General features: G+C 59.5%; 20 protein-coding genes. 16 read left to right on the forward strand and 4 right to left on the reverse strand.

Annotation, left to right across the window (positions count from 1 at the left end; translation table 11 throughout):
• Window positions 1-43 precede the first annotated feature (43 nt).
• The 16 genes from Q5Y71_RS04420 (at window position 44) to mutT (ending at window position 21,664) form a co-directional block, all read left to right on the forward strand.
• Window positions 44-1,804, forward strand: coding sequence for a penicillin-binding protein 2 (locus tag Q5Y71_RS04420; RefSeq protein ID WP_306040403.1), 1,761 nt, complete (start codon window positions 44-46; stop codon window positions 1,802-1,804).
• A complete protein-coding gene (locus Q5Y71_RS04425) occupies window positions 1,801-3,327 on the forward strand; it encodes a UDP-N-acetylmuramoyl-L-alanyl-D-glutamate--2,6-diaminopimelate ligase (protein WP_306040404.1) in 1,527 nt (508 codons plus the stop codon). Before Q5Y71_RS04420 ends, Q5Y71_RS04425 begins: the two co-directional genes overlap by 4 nt.
• On the forward strand, window positions 3,324-4,703 hold the full coding sequence (gene murF / locus Q5Y71_RS04430) for a UDP-N-acetylmuramoyl-tripeptide--D-alanyl-D-alanine ligase (RefSeq protein WP_306040405.1): 1,380 nt from the start codon (window positions 3,324-3,326) through the stop codon (window positions 4,701-4,703). The genes Q5Y71_RS04425 and murF overlap by 4 nt, the downstream gene beginning before the upstream one ends.
• Window positions 4,703-5,788, forward strand: a complete 1,086-nt coding sequence (gene mraY / locus Q5Y71_RS04435) for a phospho-N-acetylmuramoyl-pentapeptide-transferase (protein ID WP_306040407.1) — start codon at window positions 4,703-4,705, stop codon at window positions 5,786-5,788. Before murF ends, mraY begins: the two co-directional genes overlap by 1 nt.
• Window positions 5,789-5,796: 8 nt before the next feature.
• Window positions 5,797-7,176: a UDP-N-acetylmuramoyl-L-alanine--D-glutamate ligase gene (gene murD / locus Q5Y71_RS04440; RefSeq protein WP_306040409.1), complete on the forward strand. Its 1,380-nt coding sequence runs from the start codon at window positions 5,797-5,799 to the stop codon at window positions 7,174-7,176.
• Window positions 7,173-8,396 (forward strand): putative lipid II flippase FtsW, encoded by a 1,224-nt coding sequence (gene ftsW, locus Q5Y71_RS04445; protein ID WP_306040411.1) that lies wholly within the window; start codon window positions 7,173-7,175, stop codon window positions 8,394-8,396. Before murD ends, ftsW begins: the two co-directional genes overlap by 4 nt.
• Complete coding sequence (gene murG / locus Q5Y71_RS04450; RefSeq protein WP_306040413.1) at window positions 8,396-9,487, forward strand: undecaprenyldiphospho-muramoylpentapeptide beta-N-acetylglucosaminyltransferase; 1,092 nt, start codon at window positions 8,396-8,398, stop codon at window positions 9,485-9,487. Before ftsW ends, murG begins: the two co-directional genes overlap by 1 nt.
• A 76-nt stretch (window positions 9,488-9,563) precedes the next feature.
• Window positions 9,564-10,979 (forward strand): UDP-N-acetylmuramate--L-alanine ligase, encoded by a 1,416-nt coding sequence (murC, locus tag Q5Y71_RS04455; protein ID WP_306040515.1) that lies wholly within the window; start codon window positions 9,564-9,566, stop codon window positions 10,977-10,979.
• Window positions 10,980-11,795, forward strand: coding sequence for a cell division protein FtsQ/DivIB (locus Q5Y71_RS04460; RefSeq protein WP_306040415.1), 816 nt, complete (start codon window positions 10,980-10,982; stop codon window positions 11,793-11,795).
• 113 nt (window positions 11,796-11,908) lie between these two features.
• Window positions 11,909-13,144 (forward strand): cell division protein FtsA, encoded by a 1,236-nt coding sequence (gene ftsA, locus Q5Y71_RS04465; protein WP_306040417.1) that lies wholly within the window; start codon window positions 11,909-11,911, stop codon window positions 13,142-13,144.
• Between the two features lie 87 nt (window positions 13,145-13,231).
• The gene (ftsZ, locus tag Q5Y71_RS04470; protein ID WP_306040419.1) at window positions 13,232-14,446 is read left to right on the forward strand and encodes a cell division protein FtsZ; all 1,215 of its coding nucleotides are present in this window, start codon (window positions 13,232-13,234) and stop codon (window positions 14,444-14,446) included.
• Window positions 14,447-14,905: 459 nt separating this feature from the next.
• Window positions 14,906-15,817: a UDP-3-O-acyl-N-acetylglucosamine deacetylase gene (gene lpxC / locus Q5Y71_RS04475; protein ID WP_306040421.1), complete on the forward strand. Its 912-nt coding sequence runs from the start codon at window positions 14,906-14,908 to the stop codon at window positions 15,815-15,817.
• Window positions 15,818-15,963: 146 nt separating this feature from the next.
• Window positions 15,964-16,899, forward strand: coding sequence for a M23 family metallopeptidase (locus Q5Y71_RS04480; protein ID WP_306040423.1), 936 nt, complete (start codon window positions 15,964-15,966; stop codon window positions 16,897-16,899).
• Between the two features lie 162 nt (window positions 16,900-17,061).
• Window positions 17,062-19,803, forward strand: coding sequence for a preprotein translocase subunit SecA (secA, locus tag Q5Y71_RS04485; protein WP_306040425.1), 2,742 nt, complete (start codon window positions 17,062-17,064; stop codon window positions 19,801-19,803).
• A gap of 223 nt (window positions 19,804-20,026) precedes the next feature.
• Complete coding sequence (argJ, locus tag Q5Y71_RS04490) at window positions 20,027-21,229, forward strand: bifunctional glutamate N-acetyltransferase/amino-acid acetyltransferase ArgJ (RefSeq protein WP_306040427.1); 1,203 nt, start codon at window positions 20,027-20,029, stop codon at window positions 21,227-21,229.
• A gap of 9 nt (window positions 21,230-21,238) precedes the next feature.
• Window positions 21,239-21,664 (forward strand): 8-oxo-dGTP diphosphatase MutT, encoded by a 426-nt coding sequence (gene mutT, locus Q5Y71_RS04495; protein ID WP_306040429.1) that lies wholly within the window; start codon window positions 21,239-21,241, stop codon window positions 21,662-21,664.
• 31 nt (window positions 21,665-21,695) lie between these two features.
• On the opposite strand, the gene Q5Y71_RS04500 is transcribed toward mutT, so the two are convergent.
• The 4 genes from Q5Y71_RS04500 to Q5Y71_RS04515 all read right to left on the reverse strand — a co-directional run bounded on the left by Q5Y71_RS04500 (window position 21,696) and on the right by Q5Y71_RS04515 (window position 24,760).
• Window positions 21,696-21,911, reverse strand: coding sequence for a DNA gyrase inhibitor YacG (locus tag Q5Y71_RS04500; RefSeq protein WP_306040517.1), 216 nt, complete (start codon window positions 21,909-21,911; stop codon window positions 21,696-21,698).
• A gap of 56 nt (window positions 21,912-21,967) precedes the next feature.
• Window positions 21,968-22,570 carry a dephospho-CoA kinase gene (gene coaE, locus Q5Y71_RS04505; RefSeq protein WP_306040431.1) on the reverse strand — a complete coding sequence of 201 codons (603 nt, stop codon included), beginning with the start codon at window positions 22,568-22,570 and terminating at the stop codon, window positions 21,968-21,970.
• A 78-nt stretch (window positions 22,571-22,648) separates the two neighbouring features.
• Window positions 22,649-23,533 carry an A24 family peptidase gene (locus Q5Y71_RS04510; RefSeq protein WP_306040433.1) on the reverse strand — a complete coding sequence of 295 codons (885 nt, stop codon included), beginning with the start codon at window positions 23,531-23,533 and terminating at the stop codon, window positions 22,649-22,651.
• Window positions 23,534-23,545: 12 nt separating this feature from the next.
• On the reverse strand, window positions 23,546-24,760 hold the full coding sequence (locus tag Q5Y71_RS04515) for a type II secretion system F family protein (protein WP_306040435.1): 1,215 nt from the start codon (window positions 24,758-24,760) through the stop codon (window positions 23,546-23,548).
• Between the last annotated feature and the right edge of the window lie 86 nt (window positions 24,761-24,846).

Below are 24,846 nucleotides of genomic sequence, written 5' to 3' on the forward strand. Positions count from 1 at the left end.
AGTGTTGGTCTCAAAGTGAAAACGTAACGCCAATTGGAAAACCATGGGTGTAGTCAAGAAAAAACAGATCCAACCGGGCATTGCCCGCTGGCGCTTTGTGCTGGTGGCGGCCCTGCTGTGTCTGCTGGCCCTAGCACTGATCCTGCATTTGGCCCGCCTCCAGGTATTGCCCGCTGCCGAACGTGGTTACCAGTTCCTGCAGGATCAGGGGCGAGCGCGCACCATCCGCACTGAAGAGATCGCCGCCTATCGGGGCTCTATTGTCGACCGAAACGGCGAGCTGCTGGCGGTCAGCACACCGGTACACAGTCTCTGGGCCAACCCCAAGCTGTTGCGTGAGGCCGGTGAGGGGGCTTTGCAGCGACTGGCCCATGCGCTGGACCTGAAGCCTACCAAGCTGACCGCGCGGCTGCAGAGGTACCGCGACAGGGAGTTTATGTACCTGCGTCGCCACCTGGCGCCGGAGCAGGCCGAGCGGGTGCTGACACTGGATGTCGCCGGGGTTTTCAGCAGAAAGGAGTACCGGCGTTTCTACCCAGCCGGGGAGATGGTGGCTCAGCTTGTAGGCTTTACCGATATTGACGATCGCGGCCAGGAGGGGCTGGAACTCGCTTACGACGACTGGCTCTCTGGCCAGTCCGGTGCGCAGCAGGTGGTCAAGGACCTGAAGGGGCGCACAGTGCAGGATCTGTCGATCCAGCGCGAAGCGCGACCGGGGCGCGATTTGCGTCTGTCTATCGATATGCGCCTGCAGTACCTGGCCTACCGGGAGCTGAAGCGCGCTGTGGCCAAGAACGGTGCCTCCTCCGGCTTTATGGTGATTCTGGATACCCAAAGCGGCGATGTTCTGGCGATGGCCAATCAGCCCTCGTTTAATCCCAACAATCGCAAAGGAGTAAAAGCGACTGCGATGCGCAATCGCGCCCTGATCGATCAGTTTGAACCCGGCTCCACAGTGAAACCCCTGACCGTACTGGCTGCGTTGGAGAGCGGTCGTTATAAACCCCAAACCCAGATCGATACTAATCCCGGCTATATCCGTGTACCGGGGAAAACCCTGGTGGACCCCATTAACTATGGAAAGCTGGATCTGACCGGCGTTATCACCAAGTCGAGTCAGGTGGGTATCACAAAAATCGCCCTGGACCTGGAACCAAACGGTTTGCGGGAACTCTTTTATCGACTGGGTCTGGGGGCGGCGGTTGGCAGTGGTTTCCCCGGTGAGACTCCGGGCATCCTGCCCAGTCGCAACCGTTGGCACCCGATCGAGCGGGCCAATTTCGCCTTCGGCTACGGTTTAACCGTAAATGGAGTGCAACTGGCCCAGGCGTATAGCGTGCTGGCCAATGCCGGGATCAAGCGCCCGGTTTCACTGGTTTTATCCACAGATACCACCACTGCGGAGCCAGAGCGGGTAATTGCAGCACCTCTCGCAGAGCAGGTGTCCGCCATGCTGGAAACCGTTATTGGCTCCCGCGGTACAGGGCGGCTGGCTGCAGTGGAGGGCTACCGTGTAGCGGGCAAGACCGGCACGGTACACAAGGTAGGCAGCAGTGGCTATGCGGACAACCGCTATCGATCGGTCTTTGCAGGGTTTATTCCTGCAGATAACCCGCGTTTGGCGGCGGTTGTGGTGATTGATGATCCGAGCCAGGCCAAGTATTACGGTGGGGAAGTGGCCGCGCCGGTTTTCGGCTCGGTGATGACCGGGGCCATGCACCTGCTGCAGGTACCCCCTGAGCGGGTGGAGCCGGCAGAACGCCAGTTAACCGCGCAGTTAAGCGAGAGAGGTACAAAATCGTGAATCAGCGCAAACAACACGGCATTTCTCTGCGGGAACTGGTGCCCGGATACGCCGGAATCCCCGATGTGTCGGTGACAGGTGTTGCTCTGGACAGCCGTCGGGTAAAAGCCGGCGATGTCTTTATGGCGCTGCGCGGTTCTGTTGTGGACGGGCGAGAATATATCGATGCGGCTATCGCCGCCGGTGCAGCTGCGGTACTGGCCGACAGCGACAGGCTGGAGTGTATCAACCGCGGCGATATTCAGGTGGTCGGCGTGCCCGGGCTGGCCAAGCGCGCCGGTGAAATTGCAGCGCGTTTTCACGGCAACCCCAGTGAACGAATGCACTTGGTGGGCGTGACCGGTACCAATGGTAAAACCACCTGTGCCTATCTGATTTCCCAGTTGCTGGCGCATCACTTTGGCAGCGCCGCGCTGATCGGCACCATCGGCAGTGGCATCTGGCACAACCGGGTTATCGAATTGCAGGAAACCGGGCTTACGACACCGGACCCCGTGCGTCTGCAGGCGGATTTTGCTGACTACCGCGACCGTGGTGTGTTCGCCGCGGCGATGGAAGTTTCCTCTCACTCCCTGTCCCAAGGGCGCGTACATGGCCTAGTGTTTGACACGGCGATTTTTACCAATCTGTCTCGGGATCACTTGGATTATCACGGCAATATGGTCGCCTACGGCATGGCCAAGGAAAAGCTGTTCGGGCTGCCCAAACTCAAGCGCGGCATTATCAATCTGGATGATCCTTTCGGTGCACAGCTGGCCGAGCGCTGTAAGGTGCGCGGCCTGCAGATACTGACTTACGGACTGCAGGCGGGAGACCTGCACGTCACTGACCTGCGCCGTCACGAGAAGGGATTTTCCGTTGAACTCAATACGCCCTGGGGGTGCGGCAAACTGCAGGCCCCGTTGATCGGTGACTTCAATATCTACAACGCACTGGCAGTGGTAGCCGCTGTGGCGTCTGCGGGCATGCCCTTTGGGGCGATTCTCGCGGCCTTTCCCTCCATCCAAGCGGTACCGGGCCGTATGGAGCGGGTTCGTGTTGCGGGCGCTGATGATGTCGGCGTCCTGGTGGATTACGCCCATACCCCCGATGCCCTGCGCGCGGCGCTGGCTGCCGCACGTCCCTATTGTCGCGGCAATCTCTGGTGTGTGTTCGGCTGCGGCGGTGAGCGGGACCGAGGCAAACGCGCTTCCATGGGACGAATCGCCTCGGAGATGGCCGATCGCGCCATTGTGACCACTGACAATCCACGTAGTGAAAAGCCACAACAAATTATTGACGATATCCTCGAGGGTGCGGCCAGCACGATCGAGGTGGAGATTGATCGGGCCGAGGCGATTGCCCGTGCAGTCGCAGCGGCGCAACCGGGCGATATCGTCATTATCGCCGGTAAGGGCCACGAGGATTATCAGATTGTGGGCAGTGAAAGAAGTCACTTCTGTGATCATGAACAGGTGGCAGCGGCACTGAAGCGGCGCTCGGGTGCGAGTGCCGGGAGTGGTATGCAAGGAGAGCCCTGGTGATCCGCGCGTTATCTCTTCAGCAGTTACAGAGTCGCTTTGGCGGTGCGTTGATCAATGGCTCCACCGAGTTTTCCCGCGTTTGTACCGATACTCGCAAACTGGACTCCCAGGCTCTGTTTGTTGCCCTGGTGGGTGACAATTTTGATGCGCACGATTTTGTCGGTGCGCTGGATGGTCAGGTTTTGGGACTGGTGGTGGACCGCGAAGTGCCCGCTTGCAGTCTGCCTCAGTGGCGCGTGCAAGATACCACGGTAGCACTCGGACAAATTGGACTGTTGTGCCGCGAGCAATTTGAGGGGCCGGTGATCGCCGTGACCGGTTCTTGCGGCAAGACCACCGTCAAGGAGATGCTGTCGGCAATTTTCTCCCTGCACCATACGCCCTGCGTCACCAGGGGGAATTTAAATAATCAGCTCGGTTTGCCGATGACCCTTTTTGCGCTCTCAGAGCAGCACGATGTTTTGATTCTGGAGATGGGTGCCAACGGTCCGGACGATATTGGTTATCTCTGCAGTATCGGAAAACCCCAAGTGACTGCGATCAACAATGTGATGCCCGCGCATGTGGAAGGGTTTGGCTCGGTGGATGCCATCGCAAAAGCTAAAGGGCAGATTTATACCTGCCTGGATGTCGGAGCTACCGCGGTGATCAATGCCGATGATGGCTACGCGGATTACTGGCGCGGGCGGATGCCCGAAGGTGTCCGCACCCTGGAGGTGGGTCTCACTAACTCCTGTGCCATCCATGCGGAGCATATCGCTCTGAATGAAAGTGGTTGTGCCACTTTTGATCTGGTGATTGAGGGGGTCTCCCACCCGGTGGTGTTGCGGTTACTGGGCGAGCACAATGTGCACAATGCCTTAATTGCCGCCGGTTGCGCATTTGCCAGCGGTATTCCGGCGGTGGACATTGCCCGCGGCCTTGCTGGTCTCGGCGGTGTGGCCGGGCGCCTGCAAGCGCGTCAGGGCATCCTTGGTGCAACGGTAATCGACGATAGCTACAACGCAAATCCGGGTTCTGTGGGTGCGGCCATTGAATTGCTGGCGCAGCGACCCGGCAGGAAAATCCTGGTTCTCGGCGATATGGCTGAACTGGGGCCGGACGCGGAAGCGCTGCATCGCAGTGTCGGTACCCTGGCGCGCAAACGCGGCCTCGATGCTCTGTTTACTCTGGGGCCGCTGGGTACTGCCGCCAGTATAGCCTTTGGCGCGGGCCATCGTGAAGCCCTGCACAATTATCGGGAGAGAGCGCCGCTGATAGCGGCGGTGTCCCGCGAACTGGACAGGCATACCACCGTATTGGTCAAGGGTTCACGCAGCGCCCGAATGGAACTGGTGGCCCAGGCACTGCTCGGCAACAGCAGGGGAGAGAAGTAATGCTGCTTTGGCTGGCAGAAGTATTACAAAAATATGTAAGCACCTTTGCGGTATTCAACTACCTGACTGTGCGTGCAATTCTGGCGGCGCTGACTGCTCTGGGAATTTCCCTGGTTGTGGGGCCGCGTATGATCAACTGGTTGAACCAATTGCAGGTAGGGCAGACCGTGCGCGATGACGGCCCGCAGAGTCACCTGAGCAAATCCGGTACGCCTACCATGGGCGGCACGCTGATCCTCGCCTCGATTTTTTCCTCGGCACTGCTGTGGTCGGACCTGGGTAACCGCTATGTCTGGGTTACGTTACTGGTGATTTTTATTTTTGGGGCAGTCGGATTTGTGGATGATTACAAAAAAGTTGTGCACAGAAATCCCCGCGGCCTGATTGCCCGCTGGAAGTATTTCTGGCAGTCCATCGCCGGCCTGGGCGCGGCGACCTATTTATATTTCAGTGCAGTAAGTCCTGCTGAGACACAGTTTTTTGTACCTTTTTTCAAAGATGTTGCCATCAATCTGGGCCCGGTCAGTTTTGTTTTGCTGACATATTTTGTGGTGGTGGGTTCCAGTAATGCCGTGAACCTGACCGATGGCCTCGATGGCCTGGCCATTATGCCCACGGTGATGGTGGGGGGCGCCCTGGGTGTTATCGCCTATTTATCCGGGCATGTAGAGTTCGCCAATTATCTGCATATACCGGCGATTGCCGGCGCCGGGGAGCTGGCGGTCATCTGTGCGGCCCTGTGTGGCGCGGGGCTCGGGTTTTTGTGGTTTAACACCTATCCGGCGCAGGTGTTTATGGGGGATATGGGTGCGCTGGCCCTTGGCGCGGCACTGGGAATAGTCGCGGTAATCACCCGTCATGAAATCGTGTTGTTCATCATGGGTGGGGTGTTCGTCATGGAGACGGTATCCGTGATCCTGCAGGTGGCGTCGTTCAAACTGACCGGCAGACGAATTTTTCGCATGGCGCCACTGCACCACCATTTTGAACTGAAAGGCTGGCCGGAACCGCGGGTGATTGTCCGTTTCTGGATTATCACCGTCATTCTGGTGCTGGCTGGGCTGGCGACGCTGAAACTTCGGTAATTAACACAATGAGTCTGATCGCGACTTCGCAGCGGGCACTGGTAATCGGACTGGGCGCTACCGGAAAATCGGTGGTGCGCTACCTGCTGCGCATGGGTTATGCCCCCGTGGTAGCCGACAGCCGCGACCATCCGCCGGGACTCGAGGCCTTTCGCCGGGAGTTTCCGCAGGTCCCCGTGGAAACAGGGCCACTGAACCCCGATACGGTGCTGGCGGCCAGCGAAATTATTGCCAGCCCCGGCATTGCGCTGGCCGAGCCGGTATTGCAACGCGCCATTGGCGAGGGTATCCCGGTGATCGGGGATATCGAGCTGTTTGCACGAGCGCTCTCCAGAGAAAAAACCTCGGTAAAGCTGGCAGCGGTCACTGGCTCAAATGGCAAAAGCACGGTGACCACCCTGCTTGGCAGGATGGCGGAAGCGTCCGGCAAAACAGTCCGGGTCGGTGGCAATATCGGCGTTCCGGTGCTCGATCTGTTACAGGGACCAATACCGCAATTGTTTGTGCTGGAGCTGTCGAGCTTTCAACTGGAGACCACCTATTCGCTGGCGCCCACAGTGGCCACTGTGTTGAATCTGAGTGCGGACCATATGGACCGCTACCCTAGCATGGTGGAATACCACCGGGCCAAACAGCGGGTTTACCGCCATGCGCAGCAGTTTGTCATCAACCGCGCCGACTCGCTGACCCGGGCGCCTTTGTCTCAGGGTAGATGCGAGTGGAGTTTTGGTCTGGACCAGCCCGATCTGAATCAGTTTGGGGTGCGCACTGTCGGTGGCCAGAACTGGCTGGCACAGGGTGCCAAAACCCTGCTACCGGTTGATGCGCTGGCGATGGTTGGCAGGCACAATGTTGCCAACGCGCTGGCCGCTTTGGCGATGGGCAATGCCATCGGTCTGGCCATGGAGGCCATGTTGTCGGTGCTGCGCACATTCAGGGGCCTGCCCCACCGCTGTGAGCGCACCGCCGACCTGGAGGGTGTGGTCTATGTCAACGATTCCAAAGGCACCAACGTCGGCGCGACACAGGCGGCTTTGGATGGACTGGCAACAGCCACCAGCAAGATTGTGCTGATTGCTGGCGGCGATGGCAAAGGGGCAGATTTTTCCGCGCTGAGCAACAGCGCTAGCGCATTGCGCGCAATGGTGTCCCTTGGCACAGACGGTGACAAGGTCGCACAGGTTTTTGCGGGTAAGTGTGCCATCCGCCGTGCGGCCAGCATGACCGAGGCCGTGGTATTGGCTCGATCCCTGGCGCACAGAGGCGACTATGTACTCCTGTCCCCGGCCTGTGCCAGCTTCGATATGTACCGCAATTTTGAAGCCCGCGGCGAGGATTTCCGCCAGGTGGTAGCGTCGCTCTGTGAAAGCGCTGGAGGTGCGGAGTGAACGCGTTGTTTTCGTCTCCTCAAAAGCGCGATCTCTTCGATGGGCTTTTGCCGTTTAGTGTGCTGGCACTGGTCAGTATCGGTGTGGTGATGGTGGCTTCGTCCTCTATTGCCTTTGCCTCGGATGTATACGCAGACCCCTGGTACTTTCTCAAGCGGCACCTGGCTTTTCTGGCGATTGGTGGCATGGTGGCACTGGTTGTGAGCCAGATTCCCCTGGCGATCTGGTCGCGCCTGTCCTGGCCGCTGTTGCTATTTGCCTGTCTGCTACTGATTGCGGTTCTGGTACCGGGTATCGGTCGAGAGGTGAATGGCAGCCGGCGCTGGCTGGTGTTTGGTGGTATCACCATTCAGCCCGCGGAAGTGGCCAAGTTCTGTATGCTGGTTTTCTTCGCCAGTTTTTTGACTCGCCGCAACAGGCAGCTGCACCACTGGAGCAGTTTTATGGTACCGGTGACGGTGCTCGGGATCTTTGCGCTGTTACTGCTCATGCAGCCGGATTTCGGCTCGGTTGTGGTGTTATCCGGCACGGTACTGGCAATGGTTTTTCTCGGCGGTGCGCGCTTGCCGCACACTTTTTTACTGGTGTTGGCGGCAGCCAGCGGTCTGGCGTTAATGGCCCTGATGAGCCCCTATCGTTTACAGCGGTTGCTGACATTTCTTGATCCCTGGAGGGATCAATTTGCCAGTGGCTACCAGCTCACCCAGTCGCTGATCGCTTTTGGTCGCGGTGAATGGTTTGGGGTTGGCCTGGGTAACAGTGTACAGAAACTGTTTTATTTGCCCGAGGCGCATACGGATTTTATTTTTGCCATTCTCGCCGAGGAGTGGGGTATGTTGGGTGGATTGGCTGTAATCGGCCTCTTTGTGGTGCTGACCTGTGCACTGTTGCAACTGGTGTGCAAGGCGCTGGTGCGGCAGAACTTTTTTGCCGCTCTGCTGGCTTTTGGTATGGCATTTCTGTTGGCGGGGCAGGCGTTTGTGAATATGGGGGTGGCCTCGGGCTTGTTGCCCACCAAGGGGTTGACGCTGCCGTTTGTCAGTTCCGGTGGCAGTAGTCTGATTGTGTGTTGCGCGCTATTGGGATTGGCAGTACGTATCAGCGGCGAGCTGCGCCTGAAGGCCGAGGGCAGTGGTGAGGGCGAGGGGCTTTTGCAGCAACTGCCGGCTTTTTTCTGGCGCCGGGCCGGGAGCCGGGGACGTAGTAGGAGGACGGTTTGATGTCCCGGGATAGAAGCGCCTTTTCGGGTAAACGCTTGTTACTGATGGCGGGCGGCACCGGGGGACATGTCTTCCCGGCACTGGCGGTGGCGCAGGCCCTGCGGGAGCAGGGGGCCAGAGTTGAATGGCTGGGCACCCGGCATGGCATTGAAGCGCGGTTGGTGCCACCGGCCAACATCCCGCTGCACTTTATTGCGGTAGAAGGGGTGCGCGGCAAAGGCAGGCTGGCCCTGCTGAAGGCGCCTGTGCAGATTGCGCGCGCTGTGCGTCAGGCGCGTACGGTGATCGGGAAGGTACAGCCCGATGCTGTGCTCGGATTCGGCGGATTTGTTACCGGACCCGGCGGTGTAGCGGCGCGCCTCAGCGGTAGGCCGCTGATTATTCACGAGCAAAATGCCGTGGCAGGCACCACCAATAAGCTGCTTTCCCGTATTGCCAACCGGGTGCTCGAGGCGTTTCCCAGCGGTTTGCCGCAGGCCCGGCAAGTGGGCAACCCGGTGCGTCGTGAAATTGTCCAGTTGCCGGCGCCGCAATTGCGTATTGGTACCGAGTCGCCGCTCCGTCTGCTGGTGCTTGGTGGCAGTCTCGGAGCGGCTGCCATTAACGCAATGGTGCCAGAAGCCGTTGCCTTGCTGCCGCCGTCACTGCGTCCAAAGGTGGTGCACCAGGCGGGTGAGCGCCACCTGGCGTTGGCTCGGGAGGCCTACCGGGCAGCCGGCGTAGCGGCAGAGGTTGTGCCGTTTATTGGCGATATGGCCGAGGCATACAGCGCTGCCGACTTGATCTTGTGCCGTGCGGGAGCGCTCACGGTGTCGGAAATTGCCGCGGCCGGTATCGGTGCGATTATGGTGCCTTTTCCTTTTGCGATAGACGACCACCAGACGCGCAATGGGCAGTGGTTGCAGGATGCGGGGGGGGCGATTGTGATTCAGCAGCGCGAGATGGATGCGCAAAAGCTGTCAGAGCTTCTGCGGACATTATTGTCGGATCCGCAGAAACTGCTGGAGATGGCGCAGGCCGCGCGGAGAGTAGCGAAAGTCGATGCAACGCAGCAGGTGGTAGCCGCCTGTGGAGAGGCGCTGGCGGGATAAAGGAGAACAATGGGTGAAAGTTGAGAGCCTTTCTTCTGAGTGGGCAAACGCAGATCAAGGTTATGCTGTACCGGCGATGCGCCGTATCCGCCGTATTCACTTTATCGGTGTGGGCGGTGCCGGCATGAGCGGCATCGCGGAGGTATTGCAAAATCAGGGATACGAGGTTTCCGGCTCCGACCTGCGCGAGTCCCCGCTGACCGAGCGATTGCGCAAGCTGGGTGTCAGGGTGGCGATCGGGCACAGCGAGGACAATATCCGGGATGTGGATGTTGTGGTGAATTCATCGGCGATCCAAGCCGATAACCCGGAATTGGCTGCGGCCCGAGAAAAGCGTATCCCGGTAGTGCGCCGTGCGGAAATGCTCGCGGAATTGATGCGCTACCGCTACGGTATTGCCGTGGCGGGCACGCACGGCAAAACCACTACCACCAGCCTGATTGCAGCTATTTTTGCTGCGGATAAAAAGGACCCTACCTTTGTGATCGGGGGCCTGGTCAATGCGGCCGGTGCCAATGCGGCACTCGGAGAGAGTCGCTACCTGATCGCTGAGGCCGATGAGAGCGATGCGTCATTTATTCACCTGCAGCCGATGGTGACGGTAATTACCAACATCGATGTCGATCATATGGAGACCTATGGGGGGGATTTCGAGCGGGTCAAGCAGATCTTTATTGACTTCGTACATAACCTGCCATTTTACGGATTGGCGGTGGTCTGCGGTGATGACGCCAATATCCAGGAGGTGATCCCGAAATTTTCCCGCCCGGTACTGACCTATGGATTTGCTGAGGGGAATGACTTCCGCATCGTCGAGGTCAATCAGGAGCCGTTGTGCAGTCACTTTACCGTGCAGCGCCCCGGAGGGGATCTGCTGCGGGTATCGGTGAACACGCCGGGCATTCACAACGTGCTCAATGCCACAGCCGCGATTGCTGTGGCTGCGGACGAAGGGATCAGTGACGAGGCCATTCGCAGGGGCCTGGAAGGTTTTCAGGGCGTGGGCCGGCGCTTTCAGATTTTTGGACATTTTTCCATAAGTGACGACAGCAGCGCGACAAAAGTCATGCTGGTGGATGACTATGGCCACCATCCACGGGAGGTGGCCGCAACCATCAAGACGGTGCGCGATGGCTGGCCGGACAGGCGCCTCGTGATGATTTACCAACCGCACCGCTATACCCGCACCCGGGACTTGTTTGAAGATTTCGTTCAGGTCCTGTCCTGCGTGGACAAATTAGTTTTGCTGGATGTATACAGCGCGGGCGAAGCGCCAATAGCCGGTGCCGATGGGCGCACATTGGCGCGCAGCCTGCGCAACCGCGGTCAGGTCGATCCGATTTTTGCCGAGACAATCGACCAGGTGCCGCCAGTATTGGCGGACCTTCTCGAACCGGGCGATGTGGTTCTGACCCAGGGCGCGGGCAATGTGGGCGCTTTGTCTCAGAAGTTGGCACAGTGGCGCCTGGGCGAGAAAACTGCCGGGGTCTAAGTGGTGAAGCGCACAGGAAAGCAGCCCGCGAAAAAAATGGGCAAACCTGTACGCGGAGCCCGACCCATAGTCGCTCAGAAAACTACCGCACGCGGTATTGTCTGGCGCTTTGGCGTGACTTTGATACTCGCTGTGAGTCTGGCCTGCGGGCTGCTTTATGGCGGCCACTGGTTGAGGCAGAGACTTCAGGTAGTGCCACTGGGGAAAATGGATGCACTGGAGCAGGTAGAGGTCCGCGGAGTTTTTAACGCAGTGCATGAGGTGCAGTTAAAGGAAATACTGCTGCCTTATTTGCAGGCCGGTTTTTTTTCCGTGGATATCCGTGCGATGCAATCGGCGCTGTTGGCCAATCCCTGGGTCACCTCGGCGTCAGTCCGTCGGCGCTGGCCGAGAGGGGTTCTGGTGGAGATTGCGGAAGCGCAGCCCCTCGCGGTATGGGGAGGTGACCGGTTGCTAGTTGCGAGCGGGGCATTATTGCTAAGACCGGCACACATGCGCGTGAAAGCGCTGCCAGAACTTGCCGGGGATGAGTTGCTGGTGGGACAGATTATGACACAGTACCAGGCCCTGGCCGGAATCCTGACTTCCCGGGATATGGAAGTCAAACGGTTGTCATTTGACGATCTGGGCGGCTGGCGTCTGGAATTGGTATCGGGAATTGAATTAAAACTGGGGCATGACGCGCTGCTGGAACGGGTCAACCGCTTTCTCTTCCTGAGCCGCGGATTGCTCGCGCCGCATTTACACAAGGTGGCCGGGGTGGATACCCGCTATGGCAATGCAGTAGCGGTTCAGTGGAAGACTGGACAGAAGTAAACAGGGAGGCGGCGAGGGCTGCAGTTGAAAATGTGGTTTAACAGTGAAGGTGGTATTCCTGCGGGTTTTTATTGGCGAGGCCGGGCACACTGCCCTGCGAGGTTGGTAGCAATATGACACAAGTATCCGATCAGCGCATGATGGTGGGACTGGATATCGGCACTTCCAAGGTGGTCGCCATTGTGGGCGAGGTTTCCGCTGATGGCGAACTCAATATTGTCGGTATCGGTTCCCATCGCTCTACTGGAATGAAAAAGGGTGTGGTGGTGAATATCGAATCCACCGTGCAATCCATCCAGCGCGCGGTGGAGGAGGCGGAACTGATGGCGGGTTGTGAAATTCACTCCGTATATGCCGGCATCGCGGGCAGCCATATTCGCAGCCTGAACTCCCACGGTATTGTCGCCATCAAGGACCGGGAGGTGACCCAACAGGATCTCGACCGGGTGATAGATGCGGCGCGGGCAGTCGCTATTCCGGCGGACCAGAAGATTCTGCACACGCTTCCCCAGGAGTATCTGATCGATAACCAGGAGGGAGTGAAAGAACCTCTGGGCATGTCCGGGGTGCGCCTGGAGGCGAAAGTGCACCTGGTCAGCGGTGCGGTCAATGCCGCGCAGAATATTGAAAAGTGTATTCGCCGCTGTGGACTGGAGGTTGAGGATGTCATTCTGGAGCAACTGGCTTCCAGTTATGCAGTGCTGACCGAGGATGAGAAAGAGCTGGGGGTGTGCATGGTGGATATCGGCGGGGGCACTACCGATATCGCCGTATTTACCGGCGGTGCGATTCGTCACACCGGGGTGATACCTATCGCCGGGGACCAGGTGACCAACGATATCGCCATGGCACTGCGCACACCGACACCGCATGCAGAGGAGCTGAAAATCAAATATGCCTGCGCGTTGGCCAAACTTGCCCGGGAGGGCGAGACCATCAAGGTGCCGAGTGTAGGCGACAGGGCGCCCAGGGACTTGTCCCGGCAAGCGCTGGCGGAAGTGATAGAGCCCCGTTACGACGAATTGTTCACTCTGGTGCAGGCCGAACTGCGCCGCAGTGGTTTTGAGGACCTGTGCGCGGCGGGTGTGGTGTTAACCGGTGGCTCCCCGAAGATGGAGGGTGCTGTTGAACTGGCCGAGGAGATTTTCCATATGCCGGTGCGGCTTGCCGTCCCCCAGGGAATTTCCGGGCTCACCGATATTGTGAACAATCCAATCTACTCCACCGGGGTTGGATTATTGATGTACGCGATGCAGCAGGAAGAGGCCGCAGAAGGCAAAATGCCGCCCGCGCGCAACGAAAACCAATGGTGGGACAAAGTGAAGCACTGGTTTCGCGGCAATATGTAATAGCGTGCAACCAGAATTAGCCGCCCCGGGAGAGATTTTTTTCGGTGCGGCAGTAGAATTCGACATGAGCAAGAAAGGGGAACAGCAATGTTCGAACTAGTTGATAGTGTACAGGACAAACCTGTCATCAAGGTAATTGGTGTCGGCGGCGGCGGCGGCAATGCCGTGAAGCAGATGATTGCCAGCAGTGTGGAGGGTGTGGACTTTATCTGCGCAAACACCGACGCCCAGGCCCTGAAAGATATCCAGGCGCAAACCATTTTGCAATTGGGCAGTTCCATCACCCGCGGTTTGGGTGCCGGTGCCAATCCCGATATTGGTCGCCAGTCGGCTCTGGAGGATCGCGACCGGATTGCCGAGGTATTAAGCGGTGCGGATATGGTATTTATCACCGCGGGCATGGGGGGCGGCACCGGAACCGGCGGTGCTCCGGTGGTTGCCGAGGTCGCTAAAGAACTCGGCATTCTCGCCGTAGCGGTTGTCACCCGCCCGTTCAAGATCGAGGGGCGCAAGCGCACCGTGGTGGCCGAGGAGGGTATCCTCGAGCTGCGCGACAAGGTCGACTCGCTAATCACTATTCCCAACGACCGCCTGCTGGAGGTGCTGGGCAGCAAGATCACCATGAAGTCCGCCTACAAGGAAGCCGACAACGTATTGCTCGGTGCTGTGCAGGGCATTGCCGACCTGATGATCCGCCCGGGCATTATGAATGTGGACTTTGCCGATGTGCGCACCGTGATGTCCGAAATGGGCATGGCCATGATGGGTTCCGGTTCCGCTATCGGCGAAAGCCGCGCGCGCGAAGCCGCGGAAAAAGCCGTGCGCAGCCCGCTGCTGGACAATGTAAACCTGTCCGGTGCCCGCGGTATTCTGGTCAACATCATCACCGGCAGCGAAGAGTCCGGCTGCCAGGAGCTGACCCTGGGGGAGTATTCGGAAGTTGGAGAGATTGTGCAGGAGATCGCCTCTGACGAAGCCACCGTGGTGATTGGTACTGCGGTAGACGACAAACTCGGCGATGAGATGCGGGTAACGGTTGTTGCAGCGGGTCTGGGGGAGAGTACTCCGTCCTCGCGCCCGGCCAAAGTGGTGGACAACGGTCGCCGCGGGGAGGCCCGCGAGCCGGCTCGCGAGATGCGCGAACCCCACAGCGCCGCCGGTCTATCCTCGCGGGAGAGCGCAGATCCCCGCCCGCGCCTGGACGCCGAGCGCCCCAGACGCCCGGCACCGGCGCCGAGCCCGGCGGATACCGATATGGAATACCTGGATATTCCGGCCTTCCTGCGCCGCCAGGCCGATTGAGTGTCGGCACCGCAGGGGCTTCACTGCTCATGTCCATCCGGCCCCCGGGCCGGGTGCCGCCTCTGTGGTGAGGCTTTCCCGGACTCAGAACGGGTCCGGGAGGGCATTGTGTATCTTGAGACAGATCCTGGATCAAGGTCGAAAACTGAATCGGCCTCCCCCTTCAGCCCGGCTGGGCTTTTATAACCGGACGACTTAGCCGCCCCGTGCCATATTTCCCTGGCAATCCACGCTGTCGATGAATAATTAACAATTTTTTACAGCGCCTGCGGCACTCAAGCACATAGAATGTTGTCTTATTGCCAAATGATGTGGCGCTCCAATCCTTGCTTGATCTATCCTCAAAGAGTGGTAGCGGCGTGTTGAGATGACCGCCTGCCCTGAATTGGTATTGGCGTCGCAATTATGCTAGCATCGGCTGCTTGCCGCTTGGCCCACTGATGGGGGAAACACAGTTTCATGATCAAACAGCGCACGCTTAAGAATGCTATTCGCGCCACTGGTGTAGGTCTTCACTCTGGCAAAAAAGTGGTTCTCACCCTCAAACCCGCCCCCGTAGACAGCGGCATCGTGTTTCGCAGAACCGACCTGGACCCGGTGGTGGAGATTGAAGCCCTGGCGGAAAATGTGGGCGACACCCTGCTGTCCACAACTCTGGTGAAAGACGGTGTACGCATTGCGACTGTAGAGCACCTGCTCTCGGCAATGGCGGGGCTGGGGATCGACAATGCCATTGTCGAGCTGTCCGCCCAGGAAGTCCCCATTATGGACGGCAGCGCCGGTCCGTTTGTGTTTTTGATCCAGTCCGCCGGCATCCAGGAGCAGTCTGCACCGAAAACATTCCTGCGCATCAAAAAGCCGGTTACGGTAGAAGAAGGCGATAAAACTGCCAGCTTTGCCCCGTTCGACGGCTTCAAGGTGACCTTCACCATCGATTTTGATCACCCGGTATTCCAGGGGCGCAACCTGACCTCCTCGGTGGACTTTTCCAGTACCTCCTTCGTCAAGGAGGTGAGTCGTGCGCGCACCTTCGGTTTTATGCATGAAATCGAGTACTTGCGTTCCAAGGGTTTGGTGCAGGGCGGTTCCGTCGACAACGCCATTGTGATCGACCAGTACCGCATTCTGAATGAAGGTGGATTGCGGTATGAAGACGAATTTGTGAAACACAAGATTCTGGACGCCATTGGTGATTTGTACCTGCTTGGCACCAGCCTGATCGGTGAGTTTAAGGCCTTTAAATCCGGCCATGCGCTCAACAACAAGTCCTTGCGCCACCTGATGGCGCAGAAAGATGCCTGGGAAATGGTAACTTTCGAGAGCGAGCAGGAAGCGCCCATCTCCTACATAAAGCCAATACTGGCAGTTTGATCCCCTGACGGGAAGCGGGCATGATAGAGCCGCTTCTCTTTTGGCGGCAGCTGCACAGCTGGTGATTGGCGCGCTGTGCGCTGCAGTGCCGGGGCTCCTGGCAGGAATAATCAAAACTATAGAATGTTGACTTTCCCCCGCTTGCTATGAAAATCATTCTTGTCAACGAACGCGGCGCAACCCGAAGCTTCAATTTTGGAGGTTTGAGTAAAGCGCTGCTGGGGCTGTGCCTGCTCGGTCTCCCGGTGGGTGCCTTTTTACTCGGCACCAATCTGTCGGTGGTGGAGACCGACCTGTTCGATGCGCGCACTGCCAAGGCGTGGGAGCGGGCCCTGCGCAAGCAGCAGGAGGAAATCGGGGCGGCCGACCGGGCGGCGCGGGAGCAGCTGGTGGCGCTGACGGTAAAATTGGCGGAGTTGCAGGCGCGCCTCACGCGTCTCGATGCGCTGGGTGAGCGCCTCACCGCCGCCGCCAACCTGGATGAGGGGGAATTTCAGTTCGGCACCCCGCCGGCGCTTGGCGGTCCGGAAGACTCCCAGATAGCTGGTGCCTCCGAACTGCCCTACCAGTCCCCCGGATTCCTCGATGTGATCGATGACCTGTCGCAGCAGATCGATGACCGGCAGATGCAGCTCGAGATGCTCGAGTCCCTGATGGCGAACCTCAAGCTCGAGGACGAGCAGTTTATTGCCGGGCGCCCGATTACCAGGGGGTGGATGTCGTCCCGCTACGGTTATCGCACAGACCCCTTCACCGGGCGCCGCACCTGGCACAAGGGAGTAGATTTTGCCGGCAAAATGGGCTCCGATGTGGTCTCCGTCGCCGCTGGTGTGGTGACCTGGGCCGATGAACGGCACGGCTATGGCCAGCTGGTGGAAATCAATCACGGCAACGGCTATTCAACCCGCTACGGCCACAACAGCGCCCTCAAGGTCGGCCTTGGGGACGTGGTGAGAAAAGGGCAGGTCATTGCCCAGATGGGTTCCAGCGGGCGCTCCACCGGCCCCCATGTACACTTCGAAATCTTCAAGAACAATCGCGCCGTCGACCCGGCCAGCTATATCCGTCGCACCGGCAGATAGCAACTACGCTTCCCATACGCGCAAGTGCTGGCAACTGGTATCAGAGTTGCCAGCATCAGCGCCTTCCTGTTTACTTGCACCCCTCGCATAAAGGAGCGTCGGTGCAGCACACTGCCCAGCATTCGCACTGACAGTGCACATAAGATAAGTGGTTTCAAGACAATGATTGGCAAACTGATTAAATCGGTCTTTGGTTCTAAAAATGACCGCGAGCTGAAGCGCATGCGGCGGGTCGTGGACAAAATCAACGCGCTGGAGGGGGCGTTCCAGAAGCTGGATGACACGGCGCTGCGCGCCAAAACGGCACAATTCCAACAGCGCCTTGCGGACGGGGAAACGCTCGACCAGCTCTTGCCGGAGGCCTTCGCTGCGGTGCGTGAAGCCAGCCGCCGCACATTGGGCCTGCGCCATTTTGATGTGCAGCTGATCGGTGGCATGACCCTGCACGAGGGGCGCATTGCAGAGATGCGCACCGGTGAGGGCAAGACCCTGGTGGCAACCCTGCCCGCCTACCTGAATGCCCTGGAGGGCAAGGGGGTGCATATTGTCACGGTGAATGACTACCTGGCCTCGCGGGATGCCAACTGGATGCGCCCCGTATATGAGTTTCTCGGCCTGAGTGTGGGGGTGATTGTTTCCCAGCAGCACCCCGACGAAAAAAAAGCCGCCTACCAGGCGGATGTCACCTACGGCACCAACAACGAGTTCGGCTTCGATTACCTGCGTGACAATATGGTGCTGCGCAAGGAGGACCGCACCCAGCGCCCACAGAATTTTGCCATCGTGGACGAGGTAGACTCCATCCTGATCGACGAGGCGCGCACACCGCTGATTATTTCCGGTGCCGCCGAGGATTCCTCCCACCTGTATACCGCCATGAACAAGCTGGTGCCACAGTTGTCCCGCGCCGAGGAGGGAGGCGAGGGCCACTACACCGTGGACGAGAAGACCCGCCAGGTGGAGTTGACCGAACAGGGGCACCTGCTGATTGAAGAATTGCTGTCCCGTTCCGGCCTGATGAAGGAGGATGAATCCCTCTATGCCCCCGGCAACCTGGGGCTGCTGCACCATGTCCACGCCGCACTGCGCGCCCATGTGCTGTTCAGTCGGGATGTGGACTACATCGTACAGAATGGCCAGGTTGTGCTGATTGACGAGCACACCGGCCGCACCATGCCGGGGCGCCGCCTTTCCGAAGGCCTGCACCAGGCCCTGGAGGCGAAAGAAAGGGTACAGATCCAGAGCGAGAGTCAGACGCTCGCCTCCACCACGTTTCAGAACCTGTTTCGCTTTTACCCCAAACTGGCCGGCATGACCGGTACCGCGGATACCGAGGCATTCGAGTTCCAGCAGATTTACGCGCTGGATGTGGTGGTGATTCCCACCAACGTGGCGGTTTTGCGCGAAGACCGCAATGACCTGGTGTACTTGAGCAAAGAGGAGAAGATGGAAGCCATCATCGAGGATATCAAGCACTGCCGCGAGAAGCAGGCGCCGATCCTGGTGGGTACCGCCTCCATCGAAACTTCCGAGGAGATGTCGCGCCGGTTGCAGAGAGCCGGTATCAAGCACCAGGTGCTAAACGCCAAATATCACGAACGCGAAGCGCATATTATCGCCCAGGCGGGCCGCCCCGGAACCGTCACCATCGCCACCAATATGGCCGGCCGCGGGACCGATATCGTGCTCGGCGGCAACTGGGAGGCCGAGGTGGCAGCGCTCGGCCAGGAGCAAGGCCGGGAACTCAGCGAGGCCGAGATTGCCGCGGTGAAGGAAGACTGGCAGAAGCGCCACGACCAGGTCATTGAAGCGGGGGGCCTGCATATTGTCGGCACCGAGCGCCACGAGTCCCGCCGCATCGACAATCAGCTGCGCGGTCGCGCCGGACGCCAGGGCGATCCCGGTGTCACCCGTTTCTACCTCTCCCTGGAAGACAACCTGATGCGTATCTTTGCCTCAGACCGGGTCAAACACTTTATGCAGATGCTGGGTATGGAGCGCGGTGAGGCTATTGAGCACCGCATGGTCTCCAATGCCATTGAAAAGGCCCAGCGCCGCGTTGAGGGTCGCAATTTCGATATCCGCAAGCAGCTGCTGGAATACGATGATGTGGCCAATGACCAACGCCAGGTGATCTACGGCCAGCGCAATGAACTGCTGGAAGCGGACAGCATCAGCGATACTATCACTGCCATTCGCTCGGATGTGGTGAACGGAATGATTTCCGCCTCGGTGCCGCCCCAGAGTGTGGAGGAGCAGTGGGATATCCCTGCGCTGGAGCAGCAGCTGGCCGGAGAACTGAGCATTGAACTGCCGGTGCAGCAGTGGCTGGATGCGGACCGCACCCTGCATGAAGAGAGTCTGCGCGAGAAGATCGTCAGTGCGGCCCAGGAGGCCTATGTGGGTAAAGTGGCGCGGATCGGCGAATCCTCCGGCGATGCCAACCTGATGCCCACCATAGAGCGGCAGATTATGCTGCAGGTGCTGGACCAGCTCTGGAAGGAGCACCTCTCCAGTATGGATCACCTGCGAGCGGGCATCGGCCTGCGCGCCTACGCCAACAAGAACCCCAAGCAGGAGTTCAAACGCGAGTCTTTCCACCTGTTCCAGAGTATGCTGGAAAATCTCAAGCACGAAGTGGTGCGCATCCTCGCCCATGTGGAGCCCATGACCCGCGAACAGATGGAGGAGATGGAGCAGCGCCGCCTGGAGGAGCAGCGCAGGCAACAGTTGGAGTTGCGCCACGCCCAGGCCTCGGCACTGGGGGAGAGCGCGCCACAGCAACAAGCCACTCCTGCCCGCCGCGGACCCAAAGTGGGCCGCAACGACCCCTGCCCCTGTGGCTCCGGCAAAAAATTCAAGCAGTGCCACGGTAGGCTGGCTTCCCCCACCCAGAGCTCCTAGTCCTGTTGATGAGAGCATCTGGCAAGCCAGTGAAAACCCCCTGCCATTTGGCGTGGGTTTTTTGGTAATCAGGGAAGCATAATCTGCGGATTACAATCTTTATACCGCAGAAACCATCGAAAAAGACTTGCCAGACGCCCGGATCACTTTGATAATGTCGCTTTTTATGCCCCGGCCAGGCCCTGCAAGCCCTGCGCCGGGGCGGCCCACGAGTGTGACCGCCATGGCCCAATCACCACTGCCCCCCGTGAAAGGGGTTCGCCTTGCCAGCGTTCCCGCCGGTCTCCAGGACTGGCAGCGCGATGACCTGCTGCTGGTCGAAATTGACAAAGGCGCCGCTGTTTCTGCTGTGTTTACACAAAATCCCTTTGCTGCAGCGCCGGTGGTGGTGGCCCGGGAACACCTCCGCCGGGGGCGGATTCGCGCCCTGCTGGTGAATGCCGGCAACGCCAATGCCGCTACCGGGGCGCACGGGCTCGAGGATGCACGGGCCTGCTGTGCCGCCGTGGCCGAGACCCTGGCCGTGCGCCCGGAACAGGTGCTGCCTTTTAGCACCGGCGTCATCGGCGAGCACTTGCCGCTGCAGAAACTGTTGGACGCTATTCCCCCAGCCGCCGCGCAGTTGTGCCAGCGGGGCTGGGATTGCGCCGCACAGGCAATCCTCACCACCGACACCCGCGCCAAAACTGCCAACCGTACCCTGGAGATCAACGGTGAGCAGGTTACCGTTACCGGCATCGCCAAGGGCGCCGGCATGATCCAGCCGAATATGGCCACCATGCTCGCCTATGTCGCCACCGATGCCGCCATTGCCCAGTCCTTGCTGGATACTCTGGCGAAAGAGGCGGTGGGGGCTTCCTTCAATCGCATCTGTGTGGACGGGGATACCTCCACCAATGATGCCTGTGTCCTGATTGCCACGGGTGCGGCGGGCGGGCCGGATATAACACCCGGGGATGCGGGTTATCGCGCCCTGCGCCAGGCCATCACAGAGGTCCATATCGCCCTCGCCCAGGCGATCGTGCAAGACGGAGAGGGGGCCAGCAAGTTTGTCACCGTGCAGGTGACGGAGGCGAAAAGCCCCGAGGAGGCCCTGGCGGTGGCTTTTGCCGTGGGCCGCTCGCCGCTGGTCAAAACCGCCCTCTACGCCTCGGACCCCAACTGGGGGCGGCTGGTGATGGCCATTGGCAATGGCATACGGGGCGGATTGGATACCCGGCGGGTGCATATCTCCCTGGACGAGGTAGCGGTGGTGGAGGCTGGCAGCCGCGCCCCGGGCTACCGGGAGGCCCAGGGCGCGGCGGTGTTCGCCAAAGCGGCCTTTACCATCCATATTGCACTGGGCCGCGGCCACTGCAGTGAACATATCTGGACCTGTGACTTCTCCCACGGGTATGTCACCATCAATGCCGAATACCGATCCTGAGGAGTTGCCGTGGAGGAAACCGTGCATGTTGCCGTCGGGGTGGTGGTGCGCAGCGACGGCAAAATCCTGATCGCCCGCCGCCCCCGGCACCAGCATATGGGGGGGTGCTGGGAGTTTCCCGGTGGCAAGGTGGAAGCGGGGGAAAGTGTCCAGCAGGCCCTTTGCCGCGAACTGCATGAGGAAGTGGCCATCGCAGTGCGCACACTGGAGCCGCTGGTGGCCATCCGTCATGCCTACCGGGAAAAAACCGTGTTGCTGGATACCTGGCAGGTTACGGCGTTTTCCGGCCAGGCTGAGGGCCGGGAGGGCCAGGAGATTGCCTGGGTGGCATTGCGGGCACTGGACCAGTACCACTTTCCCGATGCCAATCGGGGGATAATCACTGCGCTCAAAAGGGCGCGACCGGACACGGCACACAGCGCCCGGGGACGGTAATCCAGCCGCTTGTGAACCAGCTTGTACTTGGCTAGTGTCTGGGCTGGTCCGGGCCTGGTCCGGCCCCCGGCACCTCGCCGCAGACCGGTTCGCCCGCTATCCTGTGCCCTTCACTGGCCCATTCGCCCAGGTCGATCAACTTGCAGCGCTCGCTGCAAAACGGCCTGAAAGGAAACCGGTTACTCCACGCGATGGGTGTCTTGCAGGTGGGGCAGTTACAGGTGGGGTCGGCTTTGAGTTTGTTCATGGAGACTAGGATACCGGTAATTGGTGGGCTGGTCATCTGAATGTGCGCCCCGGTGGTTAGGGTGTGGTAGCGGCCAATTGCAGATAGCGGTTGTGCAGGGTTTCCACCTGGGCCTGCAATGCCGTCAACCCGGCCGAATTGTCCAGTACATCGTCGGCTTGTGCCAGGCGCTGTTCCCGGCTCAGTTGCGCTGCCATGACCTTGCGGACATGCGCCCCGGAACAACTGTCCCTGGCGCTGGCGCGGGCAATCTGCAGGGATTCGGGCAGGTCGATCACACAGATCCGGTCTACCAGCTGGTCCTGGCCCGACTCTATCAGCAGGGGGGATTCCAGAATGGCGTAGGGCCCCGGGCTTCGGTTGAGTGCGGTGCTGATTTCCTCCCGGATCAACGGGTGCAGCAACTGCTCCAGCCAGGCCCGCTCGGCGGGATCGTCAAATACCCGGGTACGCAGTGCGGCCCGGTCCAGGGCGCCGTTTTCAAGCAGTATGGCGCCACCAAAGTGCCGGGCGATCTCCTCCAGGGCCGGTTGGCCCGGCTGCACCACCACCCGCGCGGCCCAGTCCGCATCCACAACAGGAATACCCAACGCGCGGAAGCACCCGGCAGCGGCCGACTTGCCGCTGCCGATACCACCGGTCAGGCCAACCCTAAGCAAGGTATTGTCTCCCCTGGCGAAACCTGGAGCCCAGTGTACGGCAAGTTGGTGGGTCTGCCCAAGGGCACCACAGGGGCATCAGTGGCCGAGGCCGGCAAAGTTCAGGTACCAGTGCAGGATCCGGTCTCCCCACAGCATGGCAATCCAGCCGGCGCCCGCCAGGTAGGGGCCAAAGGCCATGGGCAGGTTGCGGTCGCGCCCCGCCACCAGGCTCCAGGTGATCCCGACTACAGCGCCCACCGCTGCCGAGAGCAAAATCACCATAGGCAGCACCTGCCAGCCAAACCAGGCTCCGATGGCGGCCAGGATCTTGAAGTCCCCGGCGCCCATGCCCTCCTTGCCGGTGGCCAGCCTGAAGCCGTGAAACACCAGCCACAGGGCACTGTAGCCCGCCGCGGCCCCGATCACCGCATCTTCCAGGGGCACAAACAGGCCCTGGAGGTTGATCAGCAGCCCGGCCCACAGCAACGGCAGGGTAATACTGTCCGGCAGCAGCTGCTTGTCGAAGTCGATACCGGTCAGGGCCACCAGGGCCCAGGTCAACCCACAGCCCGCCAGGGCCTGCCAGGAAAAGCCCAGCTGCCAGACCACGACCGCAGTCAGGGCCCCGGTGATCAGCTCCACCAGGGGATAGCGGACGGAAATGGCAGCAGCGCAGGCGCCGCAGCGGCCGCACAAAAGCAGATAGCTGATCACCGGGACGTTTTGCCAGGGTTTGATTTTCGCTCGGCAGTGGGGGCAGCGGGAGCGGGGCTGCATCAGATTGAATGGAGTGGCGAGGGCTTTCTGCTCCGCAGCATCCAACTGGAGATCAAAGTAGCGGAAACACTCCCGTTTGTAGTCCCGTTCCATCATCTCAGGCAAGCGGAGAATCACCACATTGAGAAAACTGCCGATCAGCAGACCGAAAATAAAAGCGCCACTTGGGAGCAGAGCCGGGTGTGCGGTTAGGATATCGAGCATGGGAAGTTTGTCTTACACCACCTGGCCGAGCTGGAAAATGGGGAGATACATGGCGATCATCAGACCACCGACCAGGATACCCAGTACTGCCATAATCATCGGCTCCAACAGGGTGGTCAGGTTGTCCACCATATTATCCACGGCCTCTTCGTAGTAATCGGCCGCCTTGCCCAGCATTTCATCCAGCGCTCCGGACTCTTCGCCGATGGCAGTCATCTGCACCAGCATGGTTGGGTACAGATTGGATGTCCTTAAGGCCGCATTCAAAGGGATACCGGTTGCCACGGCGTCGCGTATTTTCAGTGTCGCTTCTTCGTACACGCTGTTACCTGTGGCACCGGCAACGGATTTCAGGGCATCAATCAGGGGAACGCCTGCGGCAAAGGTGGTTGATAAGGTGCGGGCAAAACGGGCTGAAATGGAATTGTAGGTAATATTGCCAAGAATGGGGAGCCTTAAGATCAGGCGGTCGAAGAATTCGGCAACGCGTTTATTGCGCTTTTTGGCTTCCAGCGTGCCGCCAATACCGATCACAACACAAATCAGGGCGAGAAACCAGTTGGCCTGCATCCACTCGGACATCCCCACTACCAATTGTGTAAATGCCGGCAAGTCCGCTCCAAAATTGGAGAAGGTTTCGGCAAACTGCGGTACTACTTTGATCAGCAGAATCGAGGTTACGATAATGGCAACCACAATCACGGCGAGTGGGTAGGTCATGGCCTTTCTGATCTTTGCCTTCAGGGACTCGGTTTTTTCCTTGTAGGTGGCAATCCGGTCCAGCATGGTTTCCAGCGCGCCGGACTGCTCCCCGGAAGCCACCAGGTTGCAGAAAAGGTTGTCAAAATAAAGCGGGTGTTTGCGCAGGGCTTCGGCAAATGCGGTGCCGGAAGCCACATCGTCGCGGATATTGAAAATCAAGGCCTTCACGCCCTGGTTGTCCAGGCCATCGGCGACGATCTCAAAGCTCTGTACCAGCGGCACCCCTGCTTTCACCATGGTGGCCATCTGACGGGTAAACAGGGCGATATCCGCGGGCTTGACTTTTTTCTTGCCGCCGCCGAACAGCGGTTTGGGTTTCTTCTGCACGCGGTTGGCAATAATGCCCTGCTTGCGCAATTGCGCCTTGACCAGCGCCGGGCTGGTGCCGCTGATCTCCCCCTGGACCTTGGCCCCTTTGCTATCCACGCCTTTATAGAGGTAGGCGACCGCTGTGGCGTTGGCCATAAATGCTTTTCCTGCTTGTTATTTCACTGTGGCAATCAATATTCCGGCACAAAGCGCACTGTGGGATGCCAGGGTCTTGCGCCGGC

Source organism: Microbulbifer sp. 2205BS26-8 (genome assembly GCF_030731025.1).
Taxonomy (GTDB): Bacteria; Pseudomonadota; Gammaproteobacteria; order Pseudomonadales; family Cellvibrionaceae; genus Microbulbifer; species Microbulbifer spongiae.

Coding starts and splice junctions, on each gene's coding strand:
- lpxC (WP_306040421.1), top strand. CDS start 14,906: ATGATCAAACAGCGCACGCTTAAGAATGCTATTCGCGCCACTGGTGTA.
- ftsA (WP_306040417.1), top strand. CDS start 11,909: ATGACACAAGTATCCGATCAGCGCATGATGGTGGGACTGGATATCGGC.
- murD (WP_306040409.1), top strand. CDS start 5,797: ATGAGTCTGATCGCGACTTCGCAGCGGGCACTGGTAATCGGACTGGGC.
- murG (WP_306040413.1), top strand. CDS start 8,396: ATGTCCCGGGATAGAAGCGCCTTTTCGGGTAAACGCTTGTTACTGATG.
- ftsZ (WP_306040419.1), top strand. CDS start 13,232: ATGTTCGAACTAGTTGATAGTGTACAGGACAAACCTGTCATCAAGGTA.
- Q5Y71_RS04500 (WP_306040517.1), bottom strand. CDS start 21,911: ATGAACAAACTCAAAGCCGACCCCACCTGTAACTGCCCCACCTGCAAG.
- Q5Y71_RS04515 (WP_306040435.1), bottom strand. CDS start 24,760: ATGGCCAACGCCACAGCGGTCGCCTACCTCTATAAAGGCGTGGATAGC.
- secA (WP_306040425.1), top strand. CDS start 17,062: ATGATTGGCAAACTGATTAAATCGGTCTTTGGTTCTAAAAATGACCGC.
- mraY (WP_306040407.1), top strand. CDS start 4,703: ATGCTGCTTTGGCTGGCAGAAGTATTACAAAAATATGTAAGCACCTTT.
- Q5Y71_RS04420 (WP_306040403.1), top strand. CDS start 44: ATGGGTGTAGTCAAGAAAAAACAGATCCAACCGGGCATTGCCCGCTGG.
- Q5Y71_RS04480 (WP_306040423.1), top strand. CDS start 15,964: ATGAAAATCATTCTTGTCAACGAACGCGGCGCAACCCGAAGCTTCAAT.
- Q5Y71_RS04510 (WP_306040433.1), bottom strand. CDS start 23,533: ATGCTCGATATCCTAACCGCACACCCGGCTCTGCTCCCAAGTGGCGCT.
- murC (WP_306040515.1), top strand. CDS start 9,564: ATGCGCCGTATCCGCCGTATTCACTTTATCGGTGTGGGCGGTGCCGGC.
- argJ (WP_306040427.1), top strand. CDS start 20,027: ATGGCCCAATCACCACTGCCCCCCGTGAAAGGGGTTCGCCTTGCCAGC.